Raw genomic sequence first — 22536 nt, 5'->3', positions numbered from 1 at the left:
TATTGCGGCGAGAGGTGGCCGGTCTAGCGTGGCTCGCCGGTGGCGAGCTTCCGATCGCCCGCGCGCATCAGCGCGCTCCCGTCACCGCCACCGACCGCACCGATGGCGACGCGTCCGGCGCGGATGGCGGCATCGAGATCGACGCCGGTGTCGATGCCGCAGTCGCGCAACAGATAGACGAGATCCTCGGTGGCGATGTTGCCGCTCGCACCGGGTGCGAAGGGGCAACCGCCGAGTCCGCCGACCGAGGCATCGAGCCGGGTGATGCCGGCCTGCACGGCGGCGTAGGCACTCGCCAACCCGGTACCCCGCGTGTTGTGGAAGTGTGCGCCCAGCGGCAGATCACCGATCAGCGGGAACACCTGTGCGGCAAGATCAGTCACCCGTCTCGGGGTCGTCGTGCCGATGGTGTCGGCGATACTGATGCGGTCGGCGCCCGCCGCCACCGCGTGGGCGACGATCGTGGTGACCCGCTCCGGTGGCGTCGGGCCGTCGAACGGGCAGTCCCAGGCGGTCGCAATGATCACCTCGAGTGTGGCTCCCGCGTCGTGGGCGATACCGACGATCTCGTCGATCAGTGCCGTCGACGCGTCGGTGTCGCGTCCGACATTGGCCCGGCTGTGTGAATCAGAGGCCGAGACAACATATTCCAGATTGCTCACACCGGAGTCGAGCGCACGGCGGGTGCCGTTGACCGAGGCGATCAACGCCGAGAACCGCACATCGGGAAACTCGCCGAGGTGCGTGCAGAGCTCGGCGGCATCGGCGAGTGCGGGTACCTTGCTGGGCGAGACGAACGCAGTCACCTCGACCTCGGTCACCCCGGTATCGCAGATGGCTTGCAACAGTTCTACTTTGGCGTCGAGGGAGATCGGCTCCTCGATCTGCAATCCGTCTCGCATGGCGACGTCGCGGAGGGTGACGTTCATCAGATCACGCCCTGTTCGTGGAGTTCGTCGATCTCGGAGTCCGTCAATCCCAACAGATCGGCGAACACCGCGTGGTTGTCGTGACCGGGCACCGGTGGCCCGGCATTGCGGATTCGACCCGGGGTGTCGCCGAAGCGGGGCACCACACCGGGGCCGTGGACCACCCGGCCCACCCGGGCGTCGTAATGCTCGGCAATCATCCCGCGCGCCTGCAGATGGGGGTCGGCGACGACCTGTTCGATCGTGTTCACCGGCCCGACCACGACTCCCGCCGCCGAGAGCACCTCGGTGAGCTTGTCGGCCCCGTGCTGCGCCGACCACTCGCCGATGAGGGCGTCGAGCTCATCCTGATTGCGTCCACGGGCAGCGTGGTCGGCGAAGCGCGGGTCGGCGGCGAGTTCGGGCTGTCCCATCGCCGCGCACAGCCGGGCGAACACCGAATCCTGGTTGGCGGCGATGATCACGTGGGTTCCGTCGGCGGTCGGATACAGATTCGACGGGGCAATGCCGTCGAGACGGGTGCCCGACGGCCCCCGCACGATACCGCCCATGTCGTAGTCGGCCATCGTCGACTCCTGCACCGCCACACATGATTCCAGCAGTGAGGTGTCGACGACCTGCCCCTTGCCGGTGACGGTCCGGCGGTAGAGTGCCGCGAGTGCGCCCTGCGCGGCGTACATTCCGGCGAGGGTGTCGCCCAGCGACAGCGACAGTCTCGGCGGGAGTTGCCCGGGGTAGCCGTTGATGTGGCGCAGCCCGCTGGCGGCCTCGGCGACCGAGGCATATCCCGCGCGCGCCGCGTCGGGCCCGGTCTGGCCGTACCCCGACACCCGCACCACGACCAGTCCCGCGTTGTGCTGCCACAACACCTCGGGCCCGATCCCGAGCCGTTCGAGCGTTCCGGGCCGAAAATTCTCGACGACGATGTCGGCGCGCTGGGCCAATCGCAGGAACAGTTCGCGTCCGCGGTCGTCGCGCAGATCGAGGGTGATCGCCCGCTTGTTGCGGGCGTGCACCGTCCAGTAGAAGCGCTGGCCCTCGACCTCGGCCTGCCCCCAGGTGCGGATCGGGTCCGGCCGATCGGGTGGCTCGATCTTGATCACCTCGGCGCCCATGTCGCCGAGCAGGCGAGCGGCATGGGGGCCCGCGATCAGGGTGCCCAGTTCGAGCACGGTGATGCCGTCGAGTGGACCCGTCGGTTCCGTGTCCGGGGTGATGGTCGGCGGGGAGTCGGGGTCGTCCATGCCACCAGTGTGTAACCAATCACGGTCCAGAAGCAATCCCGGCCGAGCTCGTCACAGGCCGTTGACGTGCCGCGATGCCCTGACAACCGCAAAAAACTGAAAATGAACCCAGAATTTGTTTTTCGTGTCACACTGGCACGACGCGCCCTTCGGGTGGCGTGAGTGTCGGGAGCGGACGAGGACCCGGATCGGGTCGGCGGGGACACCGGAGTGGCGATGCGTGTGAGCGAGCGGGGCCGAGTGACGGGCATGCTGGGCTCCTCGGTGTCGACCCTCGGGCGCCTACTCGATCTCTTCGCGACCTCGGTGGGGTTCGGCGTCGCAGACGTGGTTCGGGGCCGGTTCCCGGTGCGTGAGGCCTACCGGCAGATGGTGTTTTTCGCGGGGGTCGCCGCGATCCCCGCCGCGTTGGTGGCGATCCCGTTCGGCGTGATCATCTCGGTGCAGGTGGGCAGCCTGACCTCGCAGATCGGGGCGTCCTCGATGGCCGGCGCGGCCGGTGCGCTCGGGGTGCTGCGGCAGGGTGCCCCGATCGCCACCGCACTGCTGCTGGGCGGGGCGGTCGGCTCGGCGGTTGCCGCCGACCTGGGGTCGCGGACGGTTCGTGAGGAGATCGACGCCCTGCGCACCATGGGTATCGACCCGGCGCGGCGGGTGATCGCCCCCCGCCTTGCGGCTGTGGCCGTGATCGCACCCCTGATCTGTGTGGAGATCGTCTTCGTCGGTGTGGCCACCGGATATTTCGTCAACGTCGCGTTCCAGGGCGGTGCGGCCGGCAGCTATCTCGGGTCGTTCGGCGAGTTCGCGGGCCTCGTCGATCTGTGGGCGGCGCTGGGCAAGGCCGAGATCTTCGGTCTGGTCGTCGTCGCCATCGCCTGTCAGCGTGGGATGGAGGCGCGCGGCGGTCCGCGCGGGGTCGCCGACGCGGTCAACGCCGCCGTCGTACTCAGCGTGGTCGCCAGCTTTGTGCTCAATCTCCTTGCCACCCAGCTGCTGTCGATGTTCGTGCAGACGAAGGTCGGGTGATTGCCGATGCTGGGACTCGAGGTGTACCTCGCCGCCCACCCACGGGTGCGCCGGCTCGGCGCGATCACCGGCGCGCCCGCGCGACTGCTGGCGCAGCTCGGCCATCAGTTGCGCTTCACCGCACAGGTGCTCGGCGCCATGCCGCACGCGCTGCGTCACTACCGTCGCCAGACGTTGGCCGTCCTCGGCGACATGATGTGGGGCAACGGTACGGTCATAGTGGGCGGTGGGACCGTCGCGGTGCTGGTGGTTCTCGGGGCGTCGGTGGGTGGCTCCATCGGGGTCGAGGCCTTCGGTTCACTGGACATGTTCGGCATGGGTCCGCTCACCGGTTTTCTCTCGGCGTATGCCACCACCCGCGAGATCGCCCCCATCGTCGTGGCGATCGGGTTCGCCGCGCAGGCCGGTTGCCGGATGACCGCCGAGATCGGGTCGATGCGGATCGCCGAGGAGATCGACGCACTCGAAGCGCAAGCCGTGCAACCGATCCCGTTTGTCGTCAGCACACGTGCCATCGCCGGGGTCATCACCATCATCCCGTTGTTCCTGATCACCCTGATCCTCGCCTACCTCACCTGTGCGCTGGTGGTCACCGGCATGCACGGTCAATCCAGCGGCACCTATGACCACTACTTCACCGCCTTCCTGCGTCCGGTCGACGTCATCTACTCGCTGATCAAGGCGGTGGTGTTCATCGTCGCCGTGGTCCTCGTCCACGGATATCAGGGCTACTACGCCCGCGGCGGACCCGAAGGGGTCGGGACGGCCACCGGCCGCGCCATCAAATTCAGCTTCATCCTCATCGTGGTGCTCGACATGATCTTGACCCTCGTGTTCTGGGGCTCCGACGTCGGATTCAGGTTCTCCGGATGATCGGGCCACCGATCGACGTGTCCGGGCGTGGTCCGTCCACCGGTGTGCTGACCCGGTGGGGCCTCGCGGCGATCGCGGTACTCGCCGCCATCGCCATACCTGTGACCCTCTACGCGCGCGGAGTCTTCGACGACACCGTCGAGGTGACCGTGACCTCCGATCGCATCTCCGAAGGACTCTCGGCAGGCGCCGACGTCAAATACCAGGGACTGCTCGTCGGGCACGTCGAGTCGATCACCATCGACGATCAGGGGCATCAGCGGATGCGCCTGGCCGTCGACGCCACCCAGGCCGACCACATCGGCGGCCACCTCACCGCGACGTTCGCGCCGTCGAACATCTTCGGTGTGACCGGGATCGAATTGACCCCCACCGCACCGGGACCGGCGCTACGCAACGGACAGATCATTGCGGCGCAGGATGATTCGTCGGACGTATCGGCGGTGAGCGTCCTGCGTGACATCGGATCGATCAGCTCCACCCTCACCGGCTCCGAGGTCACCGCAATGATCAACCGGCTCGACGAGGTCGTCACCCAGATCTCGCCGCTGATGCGGTCGGGCTTCGATTTGTTCGCACTCGCGCATCAGCACCAACAGATGCCGTTCGCCCAGATGCTGCGTATCGCCGACGACACCCTACGCGGTGCGGCCGCGTTGTCGGACCCCTTCGTCAACCTCTTCACCACCCTGGTGGAGAAGACCGCGATGTATGCCGACCCGCGGGAGACGGCCAAGGTCACCGGTGCGCTGACCGGCCTCGTGCAGACCTTCATCACCCTGGGCCAGGTCGTCGGCACCGATCCGGGTGACCTGGCCACCGTTCTCGACGCCTCACTCACTCTCGGGGCCCCGCTCGGCTACACCCTGTCCACCGTGCCCGCAGCAGCCGACGATGCACACGAGCTGATCGGCCGGCTCGACAAGATGCTGCCGCGCGTGGACGGCACCGTGCGGTTACGCCTCGGGCTCACGCTGGAGTCGTTGCCCGCGATCACCTCGGCCTTGCCGGCCGCAGGTGCCGTCCGTACCGGGGGTGGCGGCCGATGAACCGGGTGCGGCCCACGGCCACTGCGGGTTTCGTCCTGTTCGTCGTCGCCATGCTGCTCGCCGGGTGGGTGATCGTCCAGGCGCTCGATCCCTCGGTGCCCGGCGCCGGGCGGACGTTCACCGCCCGCTTCACCGACGTGTCGGGATTGACCGTCGGCAACGACGTCCGCGAACTCGGTGTGCGGGTGGGCAAGGTCGAATCCATCTCGCTGCTCGACGATTCCGGCGACCAGGCCCAGGCGCAGGTGCGCTTCACCGTGAACACCACCACCACGGTCTACGACGACACCCAGATCGCCATCCGCTACCTGAATCTCGTCGGACAGCGGTACCTGGACCTGCAGACCCCCGCAGGTGACGCCACCGCCCCGAAACACGAACTCGCCACCACCGCGGTCATCCCCGCCTCGCGGACCATCGGTTCCTTCGACATCACCGAGATGTTCAACGGGCTCCGGCCGCTGTTCGGCACGTTGCAACCCGACCAACTCAATTCGCTGATGAACAACATCCTGGCGGTGATCGAGGGCCGCGGCCCCGACGTGGGCTCGGTGCTGAACCAGCTGCGTCAGCTCGCCGATGTCGTCTCCGATCGTTCGACGCTCATCGCGACCGTCATCACCCAATTGGGCCGTGTCGCCGGTGAGATCCGGTACAAGTCACCGCAACTCAACGATCTGATCTCCCGGATGGGAGACGCCTTCGGGGTGCTTGCGGCGTCGGCGGACAAGACCCAGGAGTCGATGCGATTGGCCGCGCGCAGTCTCGGGCCCGTACGGCAACTCCTCGAGAGCCTCGATGAGAGTTACTACGGCAACTATGCCACCGTCGATCACCTGCTGCGCACCTGGGTGCCGGCCGTCAACGCCGCGACCGCCGCCCTGGGACGGCTGCCCGCGTTGATCGACGCGCTCGATGCCACGGCGCACGCCGCGGGTCAGGGTGGTTATCAGTGCGGCTCGGGACAGGCGATCCCCACGCCGCTGACGCGGGTTCTGCTCGCGGGTGTCCCGGTGGTGGTGTGCCGATGACCCGGCGACGCGACGAAGCATCGATGCGGCGCAGGCAATTCCGGCTGGGCATGATCGGTCTCGGGGTGGCGGTCGTGCTCGCCGCGGTGTGCGGTGTCATCTACCTCGACCCGTTCGGCCACCGCGATGTCCTCGTGGCGTTGAGTACCAGCGGCGGCCTGCGATCCGGTGATGAGGTCCGCATCGCCGGTGTGCGGGTTGGTGAGGTGTCGGCGATCGCCCTGCATCCCGATCGCGTCGAGGTCACCATGCGCGTGGATTCCGATGTCGCACTGGGTGATCAGACGTCGGCCGATGTCCGGTTGACCACCGCCATCGGGGGCCACTACGTCGCGTTGGCGCCGGCCGGCCGGACAGCGCTGGGCCACAACATCATCCCGATGCAACGTACGTCGGTGCCATACACGCTCAGTGACGTTCTCGCCGACTCCGGAGCGGTCGTGTCGAAGGTGAACGGACAGACCATCGCCGATACACTGCGCAAGGTCGATGCCGCGCTGGCCGGACAACCCGACGCGATCCGGCAGATCATCGCCGACACCGAACAACTGACCACCGCGGTCGGGGCGCGATCCGACGACCTCGACGCCGCGGTCGCCCTGAGCGACGAGTACATTTCCGGACTCAACAGCGGGCGCGCCGATCTGGTCGAACTGCTGCGCCTGATCGGCTATGTCGGGGCCAAGGCCTATCAGGTCAAGGCCGAAGGGGTGGAGACCGTGCGGTCGATCGGCGCGCTGTTCGCCTTCATCGCCAAGCCGGTCGATGCCTTCACCGGCACCATCGAACCACCGTTCCGGCAGGTTCTCGACGTCCTCAACACCCTGCGCGCCCAGCCCGCCCGCATCGACGACCTCCTCGGCACGCTGACCGCGATCGTCGATCAGATCGGAGATGCCATGGGCGTCACCAACTCCTCAGGTCGGGTGGATCTGTCGTCGGTGGTCGTCAACGCACCGCAGGTGCAGATCACCCCCGATCAGGTGACGGCCGGTGGGCTGTGCGTCCCGAGCCCGGATCGGCGGTGCTGAGATGTCTCGGTCACCGAAGATATGGCGCCGGATCATCGTCGGGGTGCTCACGATCGCGGTGATCGTCGGTGCGACGCTGGTCATCGTCGAACGGCGAGCCGGCCACGTGTCGGGGTGCGCGGACATGGCCGACGCCGTCGGCCTCTACCCAGGCAACGACGTCACGATGCGCGGCGTAAGGATCGGCTCCGTCACCGCCGTGTCCCCGCAGGCCGGGCACGTGGTCGTGCGGTTCACCCTCGACACGCCCGTCGACTTTCCGGCCGACGTGTCGGCGGTGACCACCTCGGATTCGATCGTCACCGACCGGCACCTGGAGATCCCGTCGGGTCGGACCACCGGCGCCGCGTGGGACATGAGGCGATGTATTCCGTTGGCGCGCACGCACACCCCGACCAGTGTCAGTGCCGCCTACGCCGCCTTCGACAAGCTCGCCTCCCAGGTCACCGCCGCCGCGTCGGAGTCCGGCGAGCGCCGTGAACTGGTGCGCGACAGCATGAATCGCGTCGATGTGACCTTGCGCGGCACCGGCGCGGATTTCAATGCTGCGATCGCCGGACTCGCCGCGGCGCTCGGCGACCCGGGGCTACGGGATCAACAGTTGCGTTCGCTGTTGACCAACGTGGGGGAGCTGACCGATTTCTTCGTTCAGCGCTGGCCGGATCTGCAACTCGGACTGACCAAACTCGGTGAATTCGCCGAGACCTTCGATGCCTGGTTCTCGGTGCTCAATCCGGCCGTCGTCCAGACCACCCAATTGACCCCGTCGCTGTTGCGTCTCATCCGTACCTACTCGCCGCCGGTGTTCGCCGTCCTCGACGCTCTCATGCCGTTACTCGATCGCGTCCCGATGGATCAGATCCTCGCCCTGCTGCGGCGGTTGCCCCTGGTGTCGACAGGAGTCCAACGCATCCTCGCCCGTGGCGCGGCAGTCGGTGGAATCGAGACGGCTCCGCCGGCGGTGCGGGTCACCGCGTCGTCGAGCTCGGCTGTCTGCGCGGCGGTCAACGCGGTCATGGCACAGGCCTGCCGGCCGTCGCCCGGAGCCACCGGACACGTCGACCTCGCGCTGGTCCAACTCGTACTCGCGTCCGCAGGGGGCCGGTGATGATCCGATCCCGATGGTGCGCAGCGTGGGCGGCAGTGCTGGCGAGTCTCACGGTTCTCGTGGCCGCGTGCGGCATTGCGCCGACCGATCTGCCGTTACCCGGTACCCGCGTCGACGGTGACAGCTACCCGCTACACATCGAATTCGCCTCGGTACTCAACCTTCCCGCACGCAGCAAGGTGGTCTACAACGGCTCACGAATCGGGGTACTGCGCGGGGTGGGTCTGGCCGAACACGACGGTCGCCGGGTGGCGGTCGCGACCGTCGATCTCTCCGCCGACGTCCGGCTGCCCGCCGGCACGACCGCCGAACTCGTGCAGGCGACCCTCCTCGGCGACTTCTTCATCGCGCTGTCACCACCGGCCGGCGCCACCACCGCGACCATCGCCGCCGGCCAGACGATCCCGCTGTCGAGGACCACGGTGTCACCACAGGTCGAAGATCTTCTCGGAGGTGTGGCCGCACTCGCCAACGGAGGCACCATCGCCACCCTGCAACGCATCATCACCAACGCCAACAAGGCTTTTCCGTCCGACACCACCGAACGTGACGTCGGCATCGAGGTGCTGCGCGCGCTGATCGCGCGCAGCGCGGGTCAGGGCGACGACATCCGGTCGATGATCGATTCGATCGAGACGATCTCGCACACCCTCGACGTCAACCGGTCCCGATTGGCGTTCGCCTTCGAATTCGGGCCGCGACGGGTCAGCGGCGCGGTCTCGGCATTCCTCGGACTGTCGAACGTCTTGAATGCCTTGGGGCCCAACGTCGTCCCCATCGGCAACCTGATCATCCCGCGCTATGCGACTCTTCAGGGCCTCATCGGGGTCGTCGACCCATTGGTCGCCACGGCCGTACGGCTCGACACACAGGCACCCGCCGACATCCGCCGTCTCGATGACTTGCTCGGCGACCGACTCGTCGCCTGGGCGGGTAACCCGTCGATCGACGTCGTCGACGTCACCGAACCCGATGGCCGGGGAACCGGCGGGTCGGCGACCGACACCCGGACCGTCGCCGCGGTTCTCCGGATGATCGGGGCCATGCGATGACCGCACGCCGCACGATCGGGAGCCTGGTGATGCTGGTGGTGGTGTCGATCGCGCTCAGCGCCTACCTCGTCGTCGGCGTCCTGCATCTGCACCCGTTCACCCGATACGACACCGTATCGCTGGACCTCACCGAATCCGGTGGCCTGCAGAATAATTCGTCGGTGCTCTATAACGGCATCCAGGTCGGCACGGTGACCGATCTGCGGACCGGACCCGACGGGCTGCGGGCCACCCTCCGGATCAGGCCCGGCGCGGACGTGCCGGCCGACGCGACGGTCAGCATCGCGAATCTGTCCATGGTCGGCGAGCAGTACGTCGAATTCACCTCGACCACCGGATCGGGCCCGTACCTCACCGACGGTGCCGTGATCGGCAACGGCATCGACCCGGGCGTCTCGGTGGCCGACATGCTGACCTCCATGCACGGACTCACCAGCCAATTCGATCCGGCCACCCTCGAGGAGATCGCGCGGACCATCTCCGAGGGCTGGCAGGGCCGCGACGCCGACCTGGCGACCATCGGCCGATTCTCCTCGCTGACCGCCCGCACGATCGGCACCTACCGATCCGAGTTCTCCGGCCTGTTCGACCACGCACAGGAACTGTTGACGCGCCTCGACGGTGCCCGGATCGGCGCCGTGATGCGCGCCACCGCACCGAAGTTGGCGCACATGAACATTCCGTTCTCCACCTTGTGGAGCCTGCTGCCCGGACTCGCGCAGGCCACCGAGGGCGCCACCGGTTGGTACGACGTGATCATCCCGTTCACCCAGAAGATCGGCGAGTACCTCAACAAGACGATGCCCGACGTCGCCGCGATCATGCGGGTGCTCCAGCCCACCCTGACCGCAGTCGCACCGGCCGGTCGGGTGAATCTGGCGACCCTGGTCGAGCAGGGATTGCGGATCGTCGACGAGAACGGCGTCCTGCGACTGACCGTGGCGGACCCGCCATGACCGCACCACCCAGCCCATCGGCCACCACCGAGCCGCATCGGCCGCCACGAGCCCGAGAATCCCCACCGCCCACCGACACGAACCGAGATGACATGAGTGACACCGACGTTGCCGATACGGACACTGCCGAGGAGCAGGCCGACACGGAGCAGGCTGACACAGCACCGGACGACAGAACACCGGCCGATACCGAATCACCGCACGGGGCAACAGAATCAGACGAGAAGGTGGCAGAAGCCGACCAGCCTCCGGGACGCCGCGTGTCGCTGACGGCCCGGCTGCGTTCGCGGCCGTTCGTGGCGGCGATGATCGTCGCGGTGATCCTGGCGTTGGCGGTGGCGACGGGCGTCTTCGGGTGGCAAGCGCACCAGCGTGGCGACGAGCTCGACGCGTTGCGCGCACAGTCGGCCGACGAGGCGCACGCACGACAACTCGCCTCCGACTATGCGGTGGCCGCCGCGCGGATCGACTACCGCAATTTCGACCCGTGGTTCGCGGCGTTGCGTTCACACGTCAACCAGCCGCTGGCACAGCAGTTCCAGACCAGCGAACCCGCGTTGCGTGATCTTCTCGGGCAACTGCAGTGGGTCTCCACCGGCACGCTCGTCGGCAGCGACATCGCCACCCACAACGACGGCACGTACCACGTTCAGGTGTTCCTCGACGTGACCACCAGTAACGTCCAATCACCGGACGGGGTGAAGACGACTGCGCTATACCCGATAACGGTGGACGGCAAGAACTGGCAGATCACCGACATCAGCGGCGGCATCTCGCCCCTGCCGGGCAAATGACGGGCATCGAGGTGGATGCCCGGGGAAAGGACGTGATGACAACTCCGCATTCGGCAGATACGGGACTTCTTCCCGACATCACCCTGCGAGACATCCTGTCGGGGCTCGCGTCTCTGCGCCCGGACCTCGGGGGAGTGCTGCGGTCGTTGCCGGCGCTGATTCCGCGTCCGCCCGGTCGGCAGATGTCCATCGGGAAGCGTTTCGTCCAGTCCGTCGAGGCCTATCCCGATCGCGATTTCCTGCGCTTCGAGGGGCAGTCGATCACCTACCGTGACGCCAACGCGCACGCCAACCGGATCGCGGACTTCCTGAGTCGGCAGGGGATCTCACGCGGCGACGTCGTGGCCATCGAATCGCGTAACCATCCCGACGTCGTGATCACCATGCTGGCAATCGTGAAACTCGGGGCGATTGCGGGGATGCTCAACTTTCACCAGCGCGGCGCGGTCCTCGAACACAGCCTGGGGCTCATCGGCGCAAAGGTCCTGATCTACCAACCCGATCTCGCCGAGGTGCTCGAGTCCGTACCGGAGTCGGCGCTGCCCGAGGTTCGCCTCGACTTCGCCGAGTTACACCGCGGCGCGGCGCGGTGCTCCCCGCGCAATCCCGCCGTCACCGACTCGATCCCGCTGTCGGACACCGCGTTCTACATCTTCACCTCCGGAACGACGGGATTTCCCAAGGCCAGCAAGATGAGCCACTATCGGTGGCTCGCGGCGATGTCGGGCATCGGCGGGCTCGGCATCCGGTTGCGCCGCGACGACGTCATGTACACCGCGCTGCCCTTCTACCACAACAACGCACTGACGATCTCGGTGTCGTCGGTGCTCGCCTCGGGTGCGTGCCTGGCGATCGGCCGACAGTTCTCCGCGTCGGGATTCATCGACGAGATCATCGAGAACGACGCGACGGCGTTCTGTTACATCGGCGAACTCTGCCGATACCTGCTCGCGCAACCGGAGCGGCCCACCGATCGCGCCCACCGATTGCGGGTGGCGGTCGGCAACGGCTTGCGCCCCGACATCTGGGATGCGTTCACCGAACGGTTCGGCATCGACCGCATCGTCGAACTGTATGCCGCGAGTGAGGCCAACATCGGCTTCATCAACGTCCTCGGCATCCCCAAGACGGCCGGCTGGTCGCCCCTGAAATATGCCATCGTCGAGTACGACGAGGACACCGGGCAACCGCGGCGAGGACCCGACGGCAAAGTCGTCAAGGTGCCCCGGCATGGGACCGGCCTACTCCTCGCCGAGATCAACCGGCGCGTCCCGTTCGACGGCTACACCGACCCGTCGGCATCGGAGAAGAAGGTCGTCACCGGAGCGTTCAAAGCCGGCGACAGGTGGTTCAACAGTGGCGATGTGGTACGCGACCAAGGGTTTTCGCACATCGGATTCGTCGACCGGATCGGCGACACGTTCCGGTGGAAGGGCGAGAACGTGGCGACCACCGAGGTCGAGGCCGTCCTCGACGCCCACCCGGCCGTCGAGGAGGCGGTGGTGTTCGGGGTGCAGGTGCCCGGGGTCGACGGCAAGGCGGGTATGGCCGCGATCAGCCTCACGCCCGGCGCCACGTTCGACCCGGTCGCCTTCGCCGAGCATGTCCGCTCCGGACTGCCCGGATACGCGGTGCCACTGTTCGTGCGGCTCACCGACCATCTCGAGCACACCTCGACCTTCAAGAACATGCGGACACAGTTGCGCACCGAGTCGTTCGGCGACACCGGCGACGATCCCGTGTACGTCCTCGACGGCGACGAATACGTCGAGTTCTACGACGGGTTCGTCACCGCACTCGCCGGACCCCGCGCTGCCGTCTGACCGTCGTGGTCAGCTCTGGGGTAGGCGTTCTGATCGGCGCGCCAATTCCTCGCGGACGAACGCGAGCGCGGAGCCCTGCCACAGGCCCAGATGGTCGAGCATCGGATGGTGCCCACCGGGCACCGACACATAGGTGGCGTCGACGCCACGGTCGCGCAACTCGGCGATGCCCTTGGCGGTCTTGCGGGCCAGGGTGATGGTGTCGGCGTCACCGTGGACGGCGACCACCCGGGCGTCGTCGTTGATCATCCGCCAGTCGGCGAACTGCCACCACGGGGCCAGCGCGAGCACTCCGGTGACCGCAGGGTCGGCGGCCAATTGCGCCGCGATGCGTCCGCCCATCGAGTGCCCGATGAGCGCCACCGGGGTGTCGGGATGTGCACGACGCGCACGGGCCAGCGCGGCCCGCGCGTACGGCATGGGCGAGGCTTGTTCGCCGTTCCAGCCGTAGACGCGGTAGCGCACCTGGCGGACGTCGACGGCCCGACCGAAGCGCGCCCGGATCGACCAGGTGAACGGATACATGCGCAGCGCCGAGGCCTGCCACGGTGAGAACGGACGGTAACTCGAATCGGTCCCGCCGGGCAGGACGAGGACGACGAGCCGAGGATCGGCGCTGCGCACGGGCATCGAGAGTGCTCCTTGCTGGCGGACGTGCGGGTGGTTCACAGTAACTGTTCGGTTCGCATCGCCCTGCGGACCGCTCGATCGGTGGCAGAATTCGTCACATGGCACACCCTCGAGCCGGTACCCCGGCACTGCCCGAAGACCTCATCGACGTGGCCGCAGTGGAAAAGGCCTACTACGACCGCACTCCCGACCCCGATGATCCGTTGCAGCAGGTCGTGTTCGGCACGTCCGGCCATCGCGGATCGAGTCTGGACTCCTCGTTCAACGAGGCGCACATCCTCGCGACGACCCAGGCGATCGTCGAGTACCGCACCGGCGCGGGGATCGGTGGGCCGTTGTTCATCGGATTCGACACGCACGCACTGTCGGTCCCGGCATGGCGCACCGCACTCGAGGTCCTCGCCGCCAACGGCGTCACCACCCTCACCGCCGAGGGGGACTCCTTCACCCCGACGCCTGCAGTGAGTCGCGCGATCCTGCAGTTCAATGCCGAGAATCCGGGTGTGGAGTCCGACGGCATCGTCGTCACCCCGTCGCACAACCCGCCGCGTGACGGCGGGTTCAAGTACAACCCGCCATCGGGTGGACCGGCCGACACGTCGATCACCTCGTGGGTGGCCGCGCGCGCCAACGAATTGCTGCGCGCCAAGCTCGTCGGCGTCAAGCGGATTCCGTTCGAGCAGGCCCGTTCGAGTGAGTTCGTCACCGACTATCCATTCATGAGGCGGTATTGCGACGGGCTGGCCGACGTGGTCGACATGGCCGCGATCCGCTCCGCGGGCTTCCGCATCGGCGCCGACCCGCTCGGCGGTGCCTCGGTCGGATACTGGGCGGACATCGGATTCCGCTACAACCTCGCCACGCTCACCGTGGTCAATCCGACCGTCGATCCGACGTTCTCGTTCATGACCCTCGACACCGACGGCAAGATCCGGATGGACTGCAGTTCGCCGAATGCCATGGCCTCTCTGATCGGTGCACGCGATCACTACGACATTGCCACCGGCAACGACGCCGACGCCGACCGGCACGGGATCGTGACCCCGGATGCAGGCCTGATGAACCCGAATCATTATCTGGCCGTGGTGATCGACTACCTGTTCACCCATCGGCCCGGATGGTCGGAGCAGGCCGGGGTCGGCAAGACCCTGGTCTCCTCGTCGTTGATCGATCGGGTGGTCGGCGCCATCGGGCGACGTCTCGTCGAGGTGCCGGTCGGGTTCAAGTGGTTCGTCGACGGACTCCTCGACGGCTCGATCGCCTTCGGCGGCGAAGAGAGTGCGGGAGCGTCGTTCCTGACCTTCGACGGCAAGCCCTGGACCACCGACAAGGATGGGATCATCCTGGATCTGCTGGCCTCGGAGATCCTTGCGGTGACCGGCAAGACGCCCTCGCAGCGTTACCGTGAACTCGCCGACGCCTTCGGCGAATCCGCTTACGCGCGTATCGATGCGCCTGCGTCGCGGGAGCAGAAGGCGGTCCTGGCGAAGTTGTCGGCCGACCAGATCTCCGCGACCGAACTGGCCGGGGAGAAGATCACCGCGATCATGACCGAGGCACCCGGCAATGGTGCGGCGATCGGTGGGCTGAAGGTCACCACCGAGAATGCATGGTTCGCCGCCCGGCCGTCGGGCACCGAGGACGTCTACAAGATCTACGCCGAATCCTTCAAGGGGCCCGAGCATTTGGCCCAAGTCCAGGTGCAGGCACAAGAGGTGGTCGACGCGGCGCTGGCGTGAGCGTGCCACGATGAGAACGTTGGAGCCGCTGAGCGCACCCGTCGAGCCGATCGTCGCGTTGCAGCGGATCGCGTGGTTGCTCGAGCGGCAGCGGGAGAGCACCTATCGGGTGGAGGCGTTCCGCAAGGCGGCCCGGGCCGCGGCCCGACTCGACCCAGATGATCTCGAGAGTCGTTCGCGGGAAGGCACTCTGACGTCGATCACGGGTATCGGCAAGACCACCGCCACGGTCATCGCCGAGGCCCTCGACGGAGATCTGCCGGAGTATCTGGCGCGTCTGCAGTCGACGGAGTCGCCGTATCCACCCGGCGCCGCCGCCGATCTCGTCGCCGCGGCACGCGGGGACTGCCACAGCCATACCGACGCCAGCGACGGCGGTGCCCCGCTGACGGAGATGGCAGCGGCGGCAACCGCATTCGGACTCGAGTGGCTCACGGTCACCGACCATTCGCCGAGGTTGACCGTGGCACACGGTCTCAGTGCAGAACGGCTCGCCGATCAGATCGAGCAGATCGAGGCCTACAACCGCGGGGCGAACATCACCGGGAGGCGGCTACCCGAGACGCAGGTTCGATTGCTGGCGGGAATCGAGGTCGACATCCTCGACGACGGTGCACTCGATCAGACCGATGCGCTCCTCGACCGGCTCGACATCGTCACCGCCTCGGTGCATTCGGCCCTGCGGATGGAGCACGACGCCATGACGCGGCGATTGGTGGCAGCTGCGACCGACCCGCGGGTCGACGTGCTGGGACATTGCACCGGACGGCGCGTACTCACCGGCCGCGGACACCGGCCGCCGTCGAGTTTCGACGCCCGAGAAGTGTTCGAGGCGTGCGCAACCCATCAGACCGCGGTCGAGATCAATTCCCGCCCCGAACGTGTCGACCCGCCCGACGAACTCGTGACCATGGCGATCGAGGCGGGCTGCCTGTTCGCGATCGACTCCGATGCGCACGCACCGGGGCAGCTCGAATTCACGGTGCTCGGAGCGCAGCGTGCCCACGAGCACGGCATCGACCCGGATCGCATCATCACCACCTGGCCGGTGGACCGGTTGCTGGCGTGGGCCGGTCATCGGTGAGCGTGGGTGCGTCAGCGGGCGAGCCGTGCGCGCAGCCACGTGTCGACATCATCGACTGCCTGCCGGCCGATGGGTGTGTCATGCATCGTGAAACCATGCGGTGCAGCCGGATACAGCCGTAGATCGACGTCGTTTCCCGCGGCGGTGAGCCGGGCGAGCATGGCGAGGTTGTCGGCCAGCACCACATCCTCCTCCCCGATGACGACGAGCACCGGCGGCAGGCCCCGTAGATCGCCGAAGATCGGTGAGATGTCGGCGACGGTGCGGTCGGTGACATGACCGACGTACGCCTCGATGAAGTACTCGTCGGCAATTGTTGCACCGGAGGGGGTGTGGGCACTGAGGTCGTAGCTTCCGGCCTCGAGGACCACGCCGTCGACCTCGGAAACCACGCCGGCATCGCGCAGGCGGAGAAGTGTCGTCATCGCCAACGTGGCGCCGGCCGACATGCCACCGAGGGTCAGGGCGGTGGTGCCGAATCGTTCGGTGCCCGTCGCGATCAGCCACGATGCCACCGCCGCACAGTCGTCGGGGGCGGCCGGCCACGGCGACTCGGGGGCGAGGCGGTAGTCGACGCCGATCACCACCGCATCGAGGGCGTCGGCGCGGCGTGCGTTCTGCGCGTCGTGCCGGGCGGCGGAATCCATGTAGAACCCGCCACCGTGCAGGTGGAGGTGAATGCCCGTGGGGTGCCCGGAATCGGGCAGGAGAATGCGGATCGGGATTCGGTGTCCGTCGACCTCGATGATCTCGGAGCGAGCCCGGGTCGGCGCCTGTGGATCGACGGCCCGCGCGGCCCTGACGGCGGCGAGCTCGGTCGCCGAGCGCGGTCCGACACCGCCGACCCGGATGGCATAGAACGCGCGGGTGTCGGCGAGGTCCGCCGCCGACACCGGTTGCCGCAGATCGGCCAGGCCCAGCTTCACCACGGTTCCGCCATCGTCACGGCACCCACCATAGCGTTCGGGGCCACCGGCAATCAGGGCTACCGGCGATCAGGGCCTGGGCCGCCAGGTGGCCCAACCGCAGAACAACGCCGCGACCACGAGCAGGATGACACCGACCCACAGGTTGGCGCTGCTACCGACCGACAGGTCGACGACGTCGTGGGACGCGGACTCGGCGCGGTCCCCGGCGCCTGCCGTCCCCGACGCCGGGATCAGCCCGGCGATCAGCAGCAGGATCCCGTAGATCCCCAGCAATGCGCCGACGATGTTGCGAATGTCGAACAGACGCACCAGCAGACGTTGTCGTGAGGTCGAAGCGGTTGTCGGCGTCGAGGTTGGTTGGTCGTTCATGTGCGTACTCCGATCAGTGGAAGACGATGTTGAGGATGATCACGAGGATCACCACGATCGAGGCGAGCGGCACGGGCCGCGCAATCCAGGCGGTCCGCGAGTCGTCGCCGGCGAGTGTGGCCTTGTCGGTCAGCGAGTAGACGAAGCCGGTCAGTTCGGAGGCCGGCTTGGGACGGGTGACCAGCGAGACCGCCACCGATGCCACGATGTCGACGATGAATGCCATCGATGCGGCGACGAACGGCATGCCCTGACCGGGTAGGTCGATGACCCCGGTCTCTTGCAACACGAAAACGACGACGGCAGAGGCGGTTCCGAGTACCAATCCCACCCAGCCGGCGGTCGGCGTCATCCGTTTCCAGAACATACCGAGGATGAACGTCGCGAAGAGCGGTGCATTGAAGAAGCCGAAAAGCGTTTGCAGGTAGTCCATCAGGTTCGAGTAGCCGGCCGCGATCGTCGCGGTACCGATCGCCAGCAGCACCGCCGCCACGGTCGCGACGCGGCCCACCGTGATGTAGTACGAGTCCTCGCGATCCTTCACCACGTACTGCTGCCAGATGTCGTAGCTGAACACGGTGTTGAACGCCGACACGTTGGCCGCCATGCCGGCCATGAACGACGCGATCAGACCGGCCACCGCGACGCCGAGCAGGCCGTTGGGCAAGATGTCACGCATCATCAGCAGCATGGCGTCGTTGTAGGTGATGCCGTTGCCGGTACCGGTGTTCTTGAGGTGGATCATGTCGCCGACCACTGCGGCACAGATCATTCCGGGAATCACCACCACGAACGGGATGAACATCTTCGGGATCGCGCCGATGATCGGAGCGCGCCGAGCCGCCGACATCGAGTCCGACGCCATCGCCCGCTGCACCTCGACGAAGTTGGTGGTCCAGTACCCGAACGAGAGCACGAAGCCCAGGCCGAACACGATGCCGACGACCGACCACACCGGCGAGTTGAAGCCGCTGAGCGCCTGCCCGGGCCACGACGTGAGCTGCTCGTGCACCGTCGCGGTCACCGCGCCGGAGTCGGAGTGGGTGTCGATCACCTTGTCGCGCAGTCCACTCCACCCGCCCACCTTGATCAGACCGATGACGGTCAGTGGCACGAGTGCGGCGAGGATGACGAAGAATTGCAGCACCTCGTTGTAGATCGCTGCGGACAGCCCGCCGAGTGCGGTGTAGGTCAACACCACCGCGGCGGCGACGATCAACGACACCCAGTGCGGCCAGCCGAGGACCGCGTTGATCACCGTGGCGAGCAGGAACAGGTTGACCCCCGCGATGAGAACCTGCGCCACCGCGAAGCTGAGGGCATTCACCAGATGCGCGCCGGTGCCGAAGCGGCGTCGCATGAACTCGGGCACGCTACGCACCTTGGAGCCGTAGTAGAACGGCATCATCACCAGGCCGAGGAACACCATTGCCGGGACCGCGCCGATCCAGTAGTAGTGCATCGTGGCCAGGCCGATCTGGGCCCCGTTGGCCGACATGCCCATGATCTCGACGGCGCCCAGATTGGCCGACACGAAGGCAATACCGGTGACCCATGCCGGCAGGCGTCGTCCCGACAGGAAGAAGTCGAGACTGGTGGCGACCTGGCTGCGGGCGATGTAGCCGATTCCCAGGACGAAGACGAAATAGATGGCGACGAGGACGTAGTCGAGTACGCCGGTGTTCAACCGCAGTACTTCGCCGGATGCCAGATTCATGGCAACTCCCTTGTTGCACTTCAACCGATCAATGTCCATCAGAAGCTAACAGGAAACAACAGAAGATCGTGCGAAGTTGTGAAATTTGGTTCGTTTAAGTGCGAACTTGCTACGATCGGCGACATGCTTGCAGCGGAACGGCGTGCCCACGTCCTCACCGCGGTCGTCGATCGGGGCGCTGTGCGGGTCTCCGACCTGGCGAACGAGCTCGAGGTCTCGGAGATGACGATCCGACGGGACCTGGAGTATCTGGAGACCACGGGTGAGTTGAGCAAGGTGCATGGCGGTGCGGTGCGCTCGACCGCCACGACCGAGGCCCGCGGTGTGGAGCCGCCGTCATCTCTCAAGGCGGCTCGCGAACCGGGTGCCAAGCGGGTGATCGCGCGCGCGGCGCTGGACCTCGTCGAGGACGGGATGACCGTGGCCATCGGTGCGGGGACCACCACATTGGAACTGGCACGCGCACTTCGGGGGCGGGCGGTGGACGTGATCACCAACTCGGTCACCATCTTCGAGGTGCTGACCGACCCCGCCGACGACACGGTTGATGCGTCGGCCGTGCAGTTGACCGGCGGGCAACGGACACCCTCCGACGCGCTGGTCGGACCGCTGGCCAACGCGGCGCTTGAACGCTATCGCACCGATCTCGCCTTCGTCGGGACCCATGGGATCGACCCCGACGCCGGCCTGACGACGCCGAATCTCGGTGAGGCGGAAACCAACCGGAAGCTCCTCGGCACCGCGCGATCGGTGGTGGTGCTCGCCGACCACACCAAGTACGGGGAGATCGGTGCGCACCTCTTTGCCGAGTTCGACCGCATCGACCGACTGATCACCGATGCCGGGTTGTCGGCGGCCGATCGTCGCCGGCTGGCCGACGTCGTCACCCTCACCATTGCCGACGGGAGTGACGGGTGAGCGGCGTCGACGGCAACCAGAGTGGGCGGCAACCGCATTCGTCGGGTCGGTCGCTGAACGAGCCGGTACGGGGTGCGCTCGCCGATGGCCGCGAGATCTTGTTCTTCTCCACGGAGTCCGCCTCGCGACCCGGTACCGATCACCGCGATCTGCCGCCCCGGCCCACGGACCCGCCGAATGAGATTCGTCGCGACCCCCGCACCGGTGAGTGGGTGATGATCGCCCCGGCCCGCCAGGAACGTACCTACAAGCCACCGCGACAGATGTGTCCGCTGTGCCCCGACCCGACGGGCCGATCCAGCGAGATCCCCGCCGACGACTACGAGGTGGTGGTCTTCGAGAATCGTTTCCCGTCGTTGTCGACGGCGCGGGCGGGCAGTGGATTCCGGCTGCCCGACGGCCACGATGACCCGTTCGTGGCCGCTCCCGGATACGGTCGCTGCGAGGTCGTCTGCTTCACCAGTGACCACGAGGGCTCATTCGCGACGTTGAGCGTCGACCGCGCTCGGCTCGTCATCGACGCGTGGTCGCAGCGCACCACCGACCTGTTGTCGCGCGACGGGATCGAGGAAGTGTTCTGCTTCGAGAACCGTGGCGAGGAGATCGGGGTGACGTTGTCGCATCCGCACGGCCAGATCTATGCCTATCCGTTCATCACCCCGCGGACGGCGTCGTTGAACCGCGCTGCGCGATGTCATCGGGACGCGACCGGCCGTGATCTGTTCGAGTCGATCATCGACGCCGAGATCGGCAGCGGAGCAAGGATATTGCGGCGCACCGAGCACACCGTGGCATTCGTGCCGTTCGCGGCGCGCTGGCCCGCAGAGGTCCACATCTACCCGTTACGTCATGTGCGCTCGCTGGCCGAGCTGACCGACGCCGAGGCCGACGATATCGCCGCGGTGTACCTGGCCGTATTGCGCGCGTACGACGGCCTTTACGGTGATCCGTTGCCCTACATCGCGTCATGGCATCAGTATCGGCACTCCGCCGCGGAGGGCTACCTGCATGCAGAACTGTTCTCGGTCCGGAGAAGTCGGGACAAACTCAAGTATCTGGCGGGATCGGAGTCCGGCCGTGGCGCCTTCGTCACCGACAAGACCCCCGAGGACATTGCCGCCGACCTGCGAGAGGTGATGCGATGACACCCGAGATCGCCACCACGGTACGGGCGTACGCGCCTGGCCGGGTCAATCTGATCGGTGAACACACCGACTACAACCTCGGATATGCGCTCCCGATCGCGCTGCGCTCGGGAACGTCGGTGACGTTCACCGCCGACGATGGAGACGTCCTGGCGGTCACGTCCGAAGCCGAGTCGCAGGACCTCACCGTCGCGGTGGACACGGCGCCCGGCGACCTCGACGGCTGGGGCGCGTACGTCGCCGGATGTGTGTGGGCGCTGCAGCAGTCCGGGCACGTCGTGCGGGGTGGGCGGATGTCGATCACCTCAACGGTGCCGATGGGGTCAGGTTTGTCGTCGTCGGCAGCACTGGAATGTGCAGTGCTGCTGGCACTGACAGCAGAGCGACCCCTACCGCCGCTCGAGGTCGCCCGGATCGCGCAGCGCGCGGAGAACGACTACGTGGGAGCGCCGACCGGGCTGCTCGACCAGTTGTCGAGTTTGTATGGTCGGGCGGATACGGCTCTGCTGGTGGACTTCTCGTCGTTGGAGGTCACCGAGGTGCCGATGTATCTCGGCGACGCACATCGACTGCTGGTGATCGACTCCCATGCGCCACACCAGAATGTGGCCGGCGAATACGCGAAACGACGACTCTCGTGTGAGAATGCCGCCGGAGAACTCGGCGTGTCCAGTCTGCGCGAGGTCGATCCGGAAGCCTGGAGGAGGCTCCGTGATGAGCCGGAACGTTCTCGAGCCCGTCACATCCTCACCGAGAACACGCGGGTTCTCGACGCGGCGGAGGCTCTGCGTCATGGCGACCTCGCAACTCTCGGGCGTTTGATGTGCCTGTCCCACGCATCGATGCGCGATGATTTCGAGATCACCACCGAGCACATCGATCTCATTGCCGAGCGTGCGTGTGAACTCGGTGCGCTCGGGGCACGAATGACCGGTGGTGGCTTCGGCGGGTCGGTGATCGCGTTGTGCAGCGATGAAGTCGCGCATCGGATCACCGACGAACTGGGGGAGACCGTCGCGGACGCCGGCTATCCGGCGCCGACGATCCGTGCGGTCCGGCCGGGGCGTGGGGCGCATCTGTGCTGAGACG

21 protein-coding genes are annotated in these 22536 nt (G+C 66.9%); 15 read left to right on the top strand and 6 right to left on the bottom strand.

Annotated elements, in window-relative coordinates; all coding sequences use genetic code 11:
• Positions 1–23: 23 nt before the first annotated feature.
• Together AC5ZH6_RS17730 and AC5ZH6_RS17725 are read right to left on the bottom strand one after the other, a co-directional pair.
• On the bottom strand, positions 24–929 hold the full coding sequence (locus tag AC5ZH6_RS17730) for a hydroxymethylglutaryl-CoA lyase (protein ID WP_014360736.1): 906 nt from the start codon (positions 927–929) through the stop codon (positions 24–26).
• The gene (locus AC5ZH6_RS17725) at positions 929–2173 is read right to left on the bottom strand and encodes a CaiB/BaiF CoA transferase family protein (RefSeq protein WP_014360735.1); all 1245 of its coding nucleotides are present in this window, start codon (positions 2171–2173) and stop codon (positions 929–931) included. The genes AC5ZH6_RS17730 and AC5ZH6_RS17725 overlap by 1 nt, the downstream gene beginning before the upstream one ends.
• A 162-nt stretch (positions 2174–2335) precedes the next feature.
• Here AC5ZH6_RS17725 and AC5ZH6_RS17720 point away from each other — a divergent pair, with 162 nt between their 5' ends.
• The 10 genes from AC5ZH6_RS17720 (at position 2336) to AC5ZH6_RS17675 (ending at position 12916) form a co-directional block, all read left to right on the top strand.
• Positions 2336–3199, top strand: a complete 864-nt coding sequence (locus AC5ZH6_RS17720; protein ID WP_006372834.1) for an ABC transporter permease — start codon at positions 2336–2338, stop codon at positions 3197–3199.
• A 6-nt stretch (positions 3200–3205) separates the two neighbouring features.
• A complete protein-coding gene (locus AC5ZH6_RS17715; protein ID WP_006372833.1) occupies positions 3206–4072 on the top strand; it encodes an MlaE family ABC transporter permease in 867 nt (288 codons plus the stop codon).
• Positions 4069–5121, top strand: coding sequence for an MlaD family protein (locus tag AC5ZH6_RS17710; protein WP_020170635.1), 1053 nt, complete (start codon positions 4069–4071; stop codon positions 5119–5121). Before AC5ZH6_RS17715 ends, AC5ZH6_RS17710 begins: the two co-directional genes overlap by 4 nt.
• Positions 5118–6152, top strand: a complete 1035-nt coding sequence (locus AC5ZH6_RS17705; protein WP_020170636.1) for an MlaD family protein — start codon at positions 5118–5120, stop codon at positions 6150–6152. Before AC5ZH6_RS17710 ends, AC5ZH6_RS17705 begins: the two co-directional genes overlap by 4 nt.
• Positions 6149–7183 (top strand): MlaD family protein, encoded by a 1035-nt coding sequence (locus tag AC5ZH6_RS17700; RefSeq protein ID WP_026919977.1) that lies wholly within the window; start codon positions 6149–6151, stop codon positions 7181–7183. Before AC5ZH6_RS17705 ends, AC5ZH6_RS17700 begins: the two co-directional genes overlap by 4 nt.
• 1 nt (position 7184) lies before the next feature.
• Positions 7185–8291 (top strand): MlaD family protein, encoded by a 1107-nt coding sequence (locus tag AC5ZH6_RS17695; RefSeq protein WP_035734764.1) that lies wholly within the window; start codon positions 7185–7187, stop codon positions 8289–8291.
• On the top strand, positions 8291–9343 hold the full coding sequence (locus AC5ZH6_RS17690) for an MlaD family protein (RefSeq protein WP_026919978.1): 1053 nt from the start codon (positions 8291–8293) through the stop codon (positions 9341–9343). The genes AC5ZH6_RS17695 and AC5ZH6_RS17690 overlap by 1 nt, the downstream gene beginning before the upstream one ends.
• Positions 9340–10299 carry an MlaD family protein gene (locus AC5ZH6_RS17685; protein ID WP_014360727.1) on the top strand — a complete coding sequence of 320 codons (960 nt, stop codon included), beginning with the start codon at positions 9340–9342 and terminating at the stop codon, positions 10297–10299. The genes AC5ZH6_RS17690 and AC5ZH6_RS17685 overlap by 4 nt, the downstream gene beginning before the upstream one ends.
• Before the next feature lie 92 nt (positions 10300–10391).
• Positions 10392–11093, top strand: coding sequence for a hypothetical protein (locus AC5ZH6_RS17680; RefSeq protein ID WP_020170640.1), 702 nt, complete (start codon positions 10392–10394; stop codon positions 11091–11093).
• A gap of 35 nt (positions 11094–11128) precedes the next feature.
• A complete protein-coding gene (locus tag AC5ZH6_RS17675; protein ID WP_035734765.1) occupies positions 11129–12916 on the top strand; it encodes a long-chain-acyl-CoA synthetase in 1788 nt (595 codons plus the stop codon).
• A 9-nt stretch (positions 12917–12925) separates the two neighbouring features.
• On the opposite strand, the gene AC5ZH6_RS17670 is transcribed toward AC5ZH6_RS17675, so the two are convergent.
• On the bottom strand, positions 12926–13546 hold the full coding sequence (locus AC5ZH6_RS17670) for an alpha/beta fold hydrolase (protein ID WP_035734767.1): 621 nt from the start codon (positions 13544–13546) through the stop codon (positions 12926–12928).
• Positions 13547–13644: 98 nt separating this feature from the next.
• On the opposite strand from AC5ZH6_RS17670, the gene pgm reads away from it, so the two are divergent.
• On the top strand, positions 13645–15285 hold the full coding sequence (gene pgm / locus AC5ZH6_RS17665; protein ID WP_020170643.1) for a phosphoglucomutase (alpha-D-glucose-1,6-bisphosphate-dependent): 1641 nt from the start codon (positions 13645–13647) through the stop codon (positions 15283–15285).
• 10 nt (positions 15286–15295) lie between these two features.
• The gene (locus AC5ZH6_RS17660; protein ID WP_020170644.1) at positions 15296–16369 is read left to right on the top strand and encodes a PHP domain-containing protein; all 1074 of its coding nucleotides are present in this window, start codon (positions 15296–15298) and stop codon (positions 16367–16369) included.
• Between the two features lie 11 nt (positions 16370–16380).
• Here the strand turns inward: AC5ZH6_RS17660 and AC5ZH6_RS17655 are convergent, their stop codons facing one another.
• The 3 genes from AC5ZH6_RS17655 to AC5ZH6_RS17645 all read right to left on the bottom strand — a co-directional run bounded on the left by AC5ZH6_RS17655 (position 16381) and on the right by AC5ZH6_RS17645 (position 19384).
• The gene (locus AC5ZH6_RS17655) at positions 16381–17295 is read right to left on the bottom strand and encodes an alpha/beta hydrolase (RefSeq protein ID WP_043456613.1); all 915 of its coding nucleotides are present in this window, start codon (positions 17293–17295) and stop codon (positions 16381–16383) included.
• 69 nt (positions 17296–17364) lie between these two features.
• Positions 17365–17667 (bottom strand): hypothetical protein, encoded by a 303-nt coding sequence (locus AC5ZH6_RS17650; RefSeq protein WP_014360721.1) that lies wholly within the window; start codon positions 17665–17667, stop codon positions 17365–17367.
• Positions 17668–17680: 13 nt separating this feature from the next.
• Complete coding sequence (locus tag AC5ZH6_RS17645; protein ID WP_043456611.1) at positions 17681–19384, bottom strand: sodium:solute symporter family protein; 1704 nt, start codon at positions 19382–19384, stop codon at positions 17681–17683.
• A 123-nt stretch (positions 19385–19507) separates the two neighbouring features.
• Between AC5ZH6_RS17645 and AC5ZH6_RS17640 the strand changes: the two genes are divergently transcribed.
• Genes AC5ZH6_RS17640 through galK form a run of 3 tightly spaced genes read left to right on the top strand, consistent with a single transcriptional unit; the run spans position 19508 to position 22532 of the window.
• A complete protein-coding gene (locus AC5ZH6_RS17640) occupies positions 19508–20302 on the top strand; it encodes a DeoR/GlpR family DNA-binding transcription regulator (RefSeq protein WP_014360719.1) in 795 nt (264 codons plus the stop codon).
• Positions 20299–21447, top strand: coding sequence for a galactose-1-phosphate uridylyltransferase (galT, locus tag AC5ZH6_RS17635; RefSeq protein ID WP_265076727.1), 1149 nt, complete (start codon positions 20299–20301; stop codon positions 21445–21447). The genes AC5ZH6_RS17640 and galT overlap by 4 nt, the downstream gene beginning before the upstream one ends.
• Positions 21444–22532 (top strand): galactokinase, encoded by a 1089-nt coding sequence (galK, locus tag AC5ZH6_RS17630; RefSeq protein WP_265076726.1) that lies wholly within the window; start codon positions 21444–21446, stop codon positions 22530–22532. The genes galT and galK overlap by 4 nt, the downstream gene beginning before the upstream one ends.
• Positions 22533–22536 lie beyond the last annotated feature (4 nt).

Source organism: Gordonia sp. YC-XJ4 (assembly GCF_059511865.1).
Note: the sequence above shows the minus strand (reverse complement) of the source record. Positions and strands in the feature narration are given on the sequence as shown.